The following is an 8251-nucleotide window of genomic DNA, read 5'->3' on the forward strand; positions in this document are numbered from 1 at the left end:
AACACGGCGAGCATCGGCGTGAGCTTGTGCAGCTCGGGCATGCCGTTGGCGCGCGGGCCTTGCTCGCGCACCACGGCCACGAAGTCTCGGTTGAGCTCACCCGCCTTGAAGCGCAGCTCCAGTTGCTTCTGGTCGGTCACGACCACGGCCGGCGCGCGCACCACGCGGTGCTCGGGCTTGACGGCCGAGACCTTGACCACCGCGCGGCCCAGGTTGCCCGACATCAGGCGCAAGCCGCCATCGGCGCTGAAAGGTCGGCTGGCGGGGCGCAGCACGTCTTCGTCGCCCGAGGTGGCGGGCGCAGGCCGCCAGGCCAGTTGGCCATCGACCAGATGAGGCTCGTGCGTGTAGGCCTGCAGGCCCTGCCCAGTGATGGTCTGCACGCCTTCGTGCAACAGGCCGACGCCCAGCAGCTCGCGGATCAGAAAGCCCATGCCGCCCGCAGCGTGGAAGTGGTTCACATCGGCTTTGCCGTTGGGGTAGACGCGCGCCAGCAGCGGCACCACGGCCGACAGCTCGGAGAAGTCATCCCAGTCGATGACGATGCCCGCCGCGCGGGCCATGGCCACCAGGTGCAGCGTGTGGTTGGTCGAGCCCCCCGTGGCCAGCAGGCCCACGATGCCGTTGACGATGACGCGCTCATCGACCTGCCAGCCCATGCCGACCGGCTCAGACTCGCTGCCCACCTGGCTCAGGTGCACGGCCTGGCGCACGGCCGCGTCGGTCAGGGCCTCGCGCAGCGGCGTGCCGGGGTTGACGAAGGACGAGCCCGGCAGGTGCAGACCCATGATCTCCATGAGCATCTGGTTGGAGTTGGCCGTGCCATAGAAGGTGCAAGTGCCCGGCCCGTGGTAGGCGGCCTGCTCGGAGGCCAGCAGCTCGGCGCGCCCGACCAGGCCTTGCGCGTAGCGCTGGCGCACCTGGGCTTTTTCGTCGTTGGACAGTCCCGAGGTCATCGGCCCGGCCGGCAAGAACACCATGGGCAGGTGGCCGAACTGCAGCGCGCCCATGAACAGGCCCGGCACGATCTTGTCGCACACACCCAGGCACAAGGCCGCGTCGAACACGTTGTGCGACAGGGCCACGGCCGTGGACAGGGCGATCACGTCGCGCGAGAAGAGCGACAGCTCCATGCCGTCTTCGCCCTGCGTGACGCCATCGCACATGGCCGGCACACCACCGGCGACCTGTGCGGTGGCACCGGCCAGGCGGGCGGCTTCGCGCAGGCGCGGCGGGTAGTGCTCGTAAGGCTGGTGAGCCGAGAGCATGTCGTTGTAGGCGGTGACGATGCCCAGGTGTGGCTGGCGCTCTTGGGCCAGGGTGAGCTTGTCGGGCGTGGGCAAGGCGGCCCAGGCGTGCGCGGCGTTGGCGCAGCCCATGCCTTGCCGGTAGCGGCCTGGCTTGCGCGAGGCCGCCAGCATGCCGAGGTAGGCCTGGCGGGTGGGCGCGCTGCGCTCGCGGATGCGCTCGGTGACGCGCTCAAGCACCGGGTGCAGGGGCGCGGACCGGGGCGGCGCGCTGGGATCGGACAGGTTCTCGCTCATGCGCACATCATCGGGACAGGGATCGGACCAGTGTCGCCGAAAAAGCAGGCGCCCCCCGCCACACGGCGCCACCGGATTGGCGCTGTGCAGCGACCGCGCGCCAAGACAGCGGTCAGGTCAGTAGCGGGCGCGAGACGTTTCGTTCAGGTCCTGCAACTCGTGCTGCACGGCGGTGGACCAGGCCGCGCCGATGGCCTGCAAGGTGCCCAGGGTGCTGCGGGTCAGGCCGGCGGGGGTGAAGTCGAGCGGCGGACACAGCACGGGGCCCGCCGAATCGGGCATCACGTGCAGGTCTTGCGACTCGCCACCGGTCCACAGGCGCGTGGCATTGGCCTGCATGTCCTGCCACAGTCGCATCTGGCTGTCGACCAGGGCCAAGCCGGTTCGCTGCCCCTGCGCCACCTGATCGAGCCACAGTTGCATGACGTCGCCCATCACCTGGCCCCATGGGGCGGCCTGCAGGTTGGTGAGGGTCGCATCGACCGGGGCGGTCGGGCTGCCGCTGGCGGCCTTCGAACGGGAACGGGCTGCGGAACCCTTGTTGCTGATGTTGCTCATGTCTGCCTCCTCGTGTCGTGCCTGGGGTTGCCGGGGGAGAGATACCTGCGGCAGGCTACTCCCGAGCGAGGCGGATGGCAACCGCGTGTTGCCCATGGATTTGCTTGGTGTCAAGGCTGAGCGGGAAGCAGAAATCCGTGAAACAGGAGTTGGCTGCCGCTCAAGACTGAATCAATAGCCCAGGGCGATCAGCGCGGCATCGATCGTGTCCACAAGCGCAGGCACCAGGACGTGGTGGACGCCAGGGGGCGATGGGTGAAAGCCATCATGTGGTCCGCCGGTCGGCGGAAACGCCCACGACACGTTCGAAGGGTTGAGCCATGCTGCACCAGAAGAGCGAACAACCGTTCCATTTCCGAGTGTGATGCTGCCATCGTGCGGATCGATGAAGACCGAGTTGGTGTCGCGCCAAGCCAGGAACTCGGCCTTGAGCGCAGCCTGCATGGCAGTTTGTTGCGCGACAAAGTTGGGATGTTGATACCAGGTGCCAATGACGATGATCGGCGCACCCTGCGTCTGAGCGCGGATGGCACGCCATGATGCTTGCGCCGCAGCCGACTCACTGGCTGGCATGACGCCGTAATTCGCGGCATTGGACCCATGCCCGATGACGACCGCATCAGGCAGAAACGATGACAGGCTGTTGAACGTGAGCAGGGTCTGCAACGCCTTTCGACCGGACGAATCCAACGAATAAGACGTCCCACCCAGGCTCCACGATGCGCAATGCGGAAAGCCCGTCTTCTGCGCGACCTTCACCCCCAAGTCGTGATGCGCAGACAGGAGCGAAGGAGACTCGGTGTCATAGAAAGAATCAGAGGCAAAGGCCATCAGCAGCGAGCGTTGCGCTGGCGGCGTGATGGTGTTGCCCGCGTCAACAGCCACATACGACAACAGCATGGTGCCAAATGCAGCGATTCGGACTCGACGGGTGCGCTCGGGCGTGGTGACGGACAAGCGGAAAAAACGAGAACCTCCAGCAGCGCCAGGCACGAGTGGTGCCTCGGAGACCGGGTGATCGTTGACCCAGATGCGCATGCGCTCATGCGGGAAACCTGCGGTGGTCGCGAAGTAGCCGATCTCGATGAGATCTCCCTGGGTTTCGAATTCGATCGTGCGATACCGCCCCGTTCGTCCGTTCGCCCCAAAACCGTTGTCGTTGGCAGAGCCATCGGCAATCGCCCATGCCCTGGTCCGAGTGTTGGCGCCGCTGCCTGCCACCCCCTCGACGTTGGGCGCAGTTGGCTGAGAGAAGCTCGCAGCATCCAACAGGAAGTTGCGCTGAACAGGCAGCGATGAAACGCCAGGCACATCGGCCACCACCACGGCCGGCGTCGCCGCGTCCGCCACTTGCGTCGACTCATTGAGCGTCTGCCACGTCACGGTGTTGTCAGCGATGGCTGCTGTTGAAGAAAAGCTCGGCTCAGACGCACCCGAGGTGCCACCTGTGCTGGCGATGATCAACTGACCACCGCTCAAGCGGACGACATCGGACGCGTCGTAAGCCGTTGCCGGCGCCCACGCTGAAGCCTGATTCGCTGGTGCGCGCAAAGCTGCGGACTTGGCGTCTTGACGGCGCAGCCTGAGTTGCGCTCGCGCTGTGTCGCCGAGAACCGGCACATCTGTGGAGGGATCACTGGAAGGCGAGGCATCGCCCCCTCCTCCGCAGGCCGACAGGCATGCGGCGATGAGGACGATCATCGAAACCATTCTGGAGGGTTTCGTGGACGTGGGTGACTGCATCTGTTTGACTCCATGACGCGGATGGAGGTCGCACCAACGCACACCCCTCGTTGGCAAGCAAAGGGGGCAAGGCAGACACGGGGATCGCTCAGCTCGGCTTCACTTCGTGAACGGCTGCAACCCCTCGCGCCCTGAATGCGCGCGCGACAACTCCCTGGTTTTTTGAATGTATTGTTGTCGCTGCCGGACGGTTGACGCCGCTGTTTGGCCGGTCGCACCGTGGCAGTGGCCGAATCTTAGTGCCGGCCCTCTTGCCCTGATGCAAGGGTAAGTTCGATGGCCTGGACAACAGGATCACCGGAATCATCCCGCCTGGAAAGCAAAAAACCCCAAGCGAATCAATCACTTGGGGTTTTGCATTGGCGGAGAGGGTGGGATTCGAACCCACGGTACGTTATTCACGTACGCCTGATTTCGAGTCAGGTACATTCGACCACTCTGCCACCTCTCCTGAAACGGGGCGCGCCGGGGTCTTGTTCGGCGCCAGGGCTCGTGCCCTGGAAAGCTCGGCAGTATAGCAGGCCTTTTGCAGCTTTTTGACCGCTCCTTGCGGCCTGCTCACCACATCAGGCCGCTGTCAGCACCTCGGCGCCGCCCAGGTAGGGTCGCAGTGCCACGGGCACCTTGATGCTGCCGTCGGCCTGCTGGTGGTTCTCCAGCACGGCCACCAGCGCGCGGCCCACGGCCAGGCCGGAGCCGTTGAGCGTGTGCACGTACTCGGTCTTGCCTGCGGCGTTGCGCAAGCGCGCCTGCATGCGGCGGGCCTGGAAGGCCTCGCAGTTCGAGCAAGAGCTGATTTCGCGGTAGGTGTTCTGCGCAGGCAACCACACCTCCAGGTCATAGGTGCGGGCGGCGCCAAAGCCCATGTCACCGGTGCACAGTGCCATCACGCGGTAGGGCAGCTCCAGCTTTTGCAGGATGGCTTCGGCGTGGCCGACCATGGCTTCGAGCGCGGCGTTGCTCTGCTCTGGCGTGGTGATCTGAACCATCTCGACCTTGTCGAACTGGTGCTGGCGGATCATGCCGCGCGTGTCGCGGCCGGCGCTGCCTGCCTCCGATCGGAAGCACGGTGTGTGGCCCGTCAGTTTGATGGGCAGCTGCTCCAGCGGCACGATGCTGTCGGCCACGGTGTTGGTCAGCGTGACCTCGCTGGTGGGGATCAGGTACCACTTGCTGTCGGCGTCTTCGGCATCGCCCGAGGTGACGTGGAACAGGTCCTGCTCGTACTTGGGCAGCTGGCCCGTGCCCTGCAGCGCCGGCGCCTTGACCAGGTAGGGCGTGTAGCACTCGGTGTAGCCGTGCTCCTGCGTTTGCACATCGAGCATGAACTGCGCGAGCGCGCGATGCAGTCGGGCGATGGGGCCCTTCATGAAGTTGAAGCGCGAGCCCGAGAGCTTGGCGCCGGTGTCGAAGTCCAGGCCGAGCTTTTCACCCAGGTCCACGTGGTCCTTCACGTCGAACGCATAGGTGCCGGGCGTGCCCCATCGGCGCACCTCGACGTTGCCCGACTCGTCGCTGCCAGCCGGCACGCCTTCTTGCGGCAGGTTGGGCACCGACAGCAGCATGGCCTGCAGCTCGGTCTGGATGATCTCCAGGCGATCGGCGCTGGCCTTGAGCTCATCGCCAATGCCGGCCACCTGGGCCATCACGGCGTCCACTTCGGCGGCCGTGTCTTCGCCCTTGGCGGCCCGGCCCTTGAGCATGCCGATCTGCTTGGACAGGCTGTTGCGCTGGGCCTGCAGGTCTTCGGTGCGGGTCTGGATGGTCTTGCGCTCGCCTTCGAGGGCGCGAAAGCGCTCCACGTCCAGGAAGGGCTGGGGGTTCTTGCGCTGGGTCAGTCGGGTCAGGACGGTGTCGAGGTCCTTGCGCAGCAGAGCGATGTCGAGCATGTTGGTTCTCGGTTCTCGGAGAGTGGGTTCGTTGTGACGCGGTGTGAGCCGGGTCAGGGCGGTGTTCTGGGGCTCGGTCAGGCCTGGGATCGCTCTGTCGGCAATGGCCGATCCAGGCCGGTGCCGCCCAGGCCTTTGGGCAGCGGGAAGCGCACATGCTCTTCCACGCCCTGCATGCGGCGCACGGACACCGCACCCATGGCCTTGAGGCGGGCGATCACCTGCTGAACCAGCACATCGGGCGCCGAGGCACCGGCCGTCAGGCCCACGCGCGGTCGGCCCTCGAACCAGGCGTCCTGCAGGTCGCCGGGGCAATCAACCATGTAGGCCGGCGTGCCCAGGCGCTCGGCGAGTTCGCGCAGGCGATTGCTGTTCGAGCTCGTTGGGCTGCCCACCACCACGACCACGTCAACCTGCGGCGCCATCAGCTTGACGGCGTCCTGGCGGTTCTGGGTGGCGTAGCAAATGTCTTGTTGCTTGGGTTCGCGCACCTTGGGAAAGCGCCGCTTGATGGCCGCCAGGATGGCCGCCGCGTCGTCCACCGACAGCGTGGTCTGCGTGACCACGGCGAGCATGTCCGGGGTGGTGACCTGCACGCGCTCGACGTCGGCTTCGTCTTCGACGAGGTAGATGCCATCGTGCAGCTGGCCCATGGTGCCTTCGACCTCGGGGTGGCCCTTGTGGCCGATCATGATGAACTCGTAGCCCTCGCGGCGCAGCTTGGCCACCTCGACGTGCACCTTGGTGACCAACGGGCAGGTGGCATCGAAGACGCTGAAGCCGCGTGCATCGGCCTCGCGGCGCACCTCCTGGCTGACACCGTGGGCGCTGAAGATGAGGGTGGCGCCCACAGGCACCTCGGCCAGGTCTTCGATGAAGATGGCGCCTTTGGCCTTGAGGTCGTTGACCACATAGGTGTTGTGCACGATCTCGTGGCGCACGTAGATGGGCGCGCCGAACTGGGTCAGTGCACGCTCGACGATCTCGATGGCGCGGTCGACGCCAGCGCAGAAGCCGCGGGGCTCTGCCAGCAGGACGTCGTCAACACGGTGGGGGGCTGGGGTGCTCATGCGGGTGCAGCCTCGGACTCAGAGCACGCCGATCAGCTGCACCTCGAAGGTGACAGGCTGGCCGGCAAGCGGGTGGTTGAAGTCGAACAAGGCCCACTCGCCTGCGGTGTCCACTTCGCGCACGACACCGGCAAAGTTGCCACTGCCATCTGGCGTGGGGAACTGGACCACATCGCCCACGCTCCAGGTCTCGTCCGGGTCACCCAGCTCGCGCAGCAGCTTGAGCGCCACACGCTGGATCATCTCGGGGTTGCGGGGGCCGAAGGCCTCGCCGGGCTCGAGCTGCAAGGTCGTGCGGGTGCCCTCGACCAGACCCAACAAACGAGCCTCCAGAGCGGGCGAGAGCTCACCCGAGCCCAGCGACAGCGTGGCGGGCTTGTCCGTGAAGGTGTTGACCAGGTCGTCGCCATCTGGGCCTGCCAGGCGGTAGTGCAGGGTCAGGAAGGAGCCGGGGACGACGGTGGGAGCGGGTGTGGTCATGGTGTCACGCCCCACCCTTCAGGAGGATGGGGTTCGCGGAGGTGCAAAACCACAATTTTAGGTTTGAGAACGACACATCGGGGATCCCACGCCATGAAAGACCTGCCAGCCGCCATGAGGCCACGCGAAAAGCTGCTCTCCCTGGGGCCCGCCTCGCTGGCCGACGCCGAACTCCTGGCCCTGCTGCTGCGCACGGGCCTGCGGGGGCAAGGGGTGCTGCAAATGGCCGAAAACCTGCTGCAACAGCTCGGCGGCCTGGGCGGCCTGCTGACCTCGTCGGGGCGCCAGCTGCAGGGCATCAAAGGCCTGGGGCCAGCCAAAAGGGCAGAACTGCTGGCCGTGATGGAACTGGCGCGCCGCGGCCTGACGGCAGGCCTGCGCGAAGAACCCGTCTTCACCACCCCGCAGCGGGTCAAGGACTACCTCCAAATGCGCCTGGGCGCCCTGCCCCACGAGGTGTTCGCGGTGCTGTTCCTCGACGCCCAACAGCGCCTGATCGCCTGCGAAGAAATGTTCAGGGGCACTTTGACGCAAACATCGGTCTACCCCCGGGAGGTCGTCAAGCGCGCCCTGGAGCTCAACACCGCCAGCGTCATCCTCAGCCACAACCACCCCTCGGGCGTGCTGGAGCCGTCGCGCGCCGACGAGCTGCTGACCCAGACGCTCAAGTCCAGCTTGCAGCTCGTGGATGTGCGGGTGCTGGACCACGTGGTGGTTGGACGCACGGGCGCCATGTCCTTTGCCGAACGGGGCCTCATGTGAACGCTTGAAGCACACAAAAGCCTGGATCAGGGTTGGGAGCGCCCCCAGGCGCGTGTGCAGCCAATCCGCCTCGGACTTGTTGTAGTCTTCGGCCCGTGAGCCGCTCCCCCAAGCCGACCGCCAAGCCCTCTACCCACACCACGCTGCGTGACTTCGGTGACCTCAAGCGTGCGCTGGGCAATGCCGCCAAAGAGGCGGCTGCTCG

7 protein-coding genes and 1 tRNA gene are annotated in these 8251 nt (G+C 66.1%); 1 reads left to right on the forward strand and 7 read right to left on the reverse strand.

Going from position 1 to position 8251, the window contains the following annotated elements; all coding sequences use genetic code 11:
- The 7 genes from edd to B2W70_RS15210 form a co-directional block, all read right to left on the reverse strand.
- On the reverse strand, nt 1–1544 hold a 1544-nt coding region (edd, locus tag B2W70_RS15180; RefSeq protein WP_286746926.1), incomplete at its 3' end, for a phosphogluconate dehydratase.
- Nucleotides 1545–1661: 117 nt separating this feature from the next.
- The gene (locus B2W70_RS15185; protein ID WP_286746928.1) at nt 1662–2102 is read right to left on the reverse strand and encodes a hypothetical protein; all 441 of its coding nucleotides are present in this window, start codon (nt 2100–2102) and stop codon (nt 1662–1664) included.
- 171 nt (nt 2103–2273) lie between these two features.
- Nucleotides 2274–3845 carry an SGNH/GDSL hydrolase family protein gene (locus B2W70_RS15190; protein ID WP_286746929.1) on the reverse strand — a complete coding sequence of 524 codons (1572 nt, stop codon included), beginning with the start codon at nt 3843–3845 and terminating at the stop codon, nt 2274–2276.
- Between the two features lie 360 nt (nt 3846–4205).
- Nucleotides 4206–4296 (reverse strand) — tRNA-Ser (locus B2W70_RS15195).
- Between the two features lie 115 nt (nt 4297–4411).
- The gene (gene serS / locus B2W70_RS15200) at nt 4412–5734 is read right to left on the reverse strand and encodes a serine--tRNA ligase (RefSeq protein WP_286746931.1); all 1323 of its coding nucleotides are present in this window, start codon (nt 5732–5734) and stop codon (nt 4412–4414) included.
- A gap of 77 nt (nt 5735–5811) precedes the next feature.
- The gene (ispH, locus tag B2W70_RS15205; protein WP_286746933.1) at nt 5812–6804 is read right to left on the reverse strand and encodes a 4-hydroxy-3-methylbut-2-enyl diphosphate reductase; all 993 of its coding nucleotides are present in this window, start codon (nt 6802–6804) and stop codon (nt 5812–5814) included.
- Nucleotides 6805–6822: 18 nt separating this feature from the next.
- Complete coding sequence (locus B2W70_RS15210) at nt 6823–7284, reverse strand: FKBP-type peptidyl-prolyl cis-trans isomerase (protein WP_286746935.1); 462 nt, start codon at nt 7282–7284, stop codon at nt 6823–6825.
- A 93-nt stretch (nt 7285–7377) separates the two neighbouring features.
- Between B2W70_RS15210 and radC the strand changes: the two genes are divergently transcribed.
- The gene (radC, locus tag B2W70_RS15215) at nt 7378–8046 is read left to right on the forward strand and encodes a RadC family protein (RefSeq protein ID WP_058086473.1); all 669 of its coding nucleotides are present in this window, start codon (nt 7378–7380) and stop codon (nt 8044–8046) included.
- The last annotated feature ends 205 nt before the right edge of the window (nt 8047–8251 follow it).

The sequence above is a fragment of the Aquabacterium sp. UBA2148 genome (genome assembly GCF_002328915.1).
GTDB classification, from domain to species: domain Bacteria; phylum Pseudomonadota; class Gammaproteobacteria; order Burkholderiales; family Burkholderiaceae_C; genus Aquabacterium; species Aquabacterium parvum.

What these genes read in the sequence shown, in the direction of transcription:
- B2W70_RS15185 (WP_286746928.1), bottom strand. Translation starts at nt 2,102, where the DNA reads ATGAGCAACATCAGCAACAAGGGTTCCGCAGCCCGTTCCCGTTCGAAG.
- B2W70_RS15190 (WP_286746929.1), bottom strand. Translation starts at nt 3,845, where the DNA reads ATGCAGTCACCCACGTCCACGAAACCCTCCAGAATGGTTTCGATGATC.
- serS (WP_286746931.1), bottom strand. Translation starts at nt 5,734, where the DNA reads ATGCTCGACATCGCTCTGCTGCGCAAGGACCTCGACACCGTCCTGACC.
- ispH (WP_286746933.1), bottom strand. Translation starts at nt 6,804, where the DNA reads ATGAGCACCCCAGCCCCCCACCGTGTTGACGACGTCCTGCTGGCAGAG.
- B2W70_RS15210 (WP_286746935.1), bottom strand. Translation starts at nt 7,284, where the DNA reads ATGACCACACCCGCTCCCACCGTCGTCCCCGGCTCCTTCCTGACCCTG.
- radC (WP_058086473.1), top strand. Translation starts at nt 7,378, where the DNA reads ATGAAAGACCTGCCAGCCGCCATGAGGCCACGCGAAAAGCTGCTCTCC.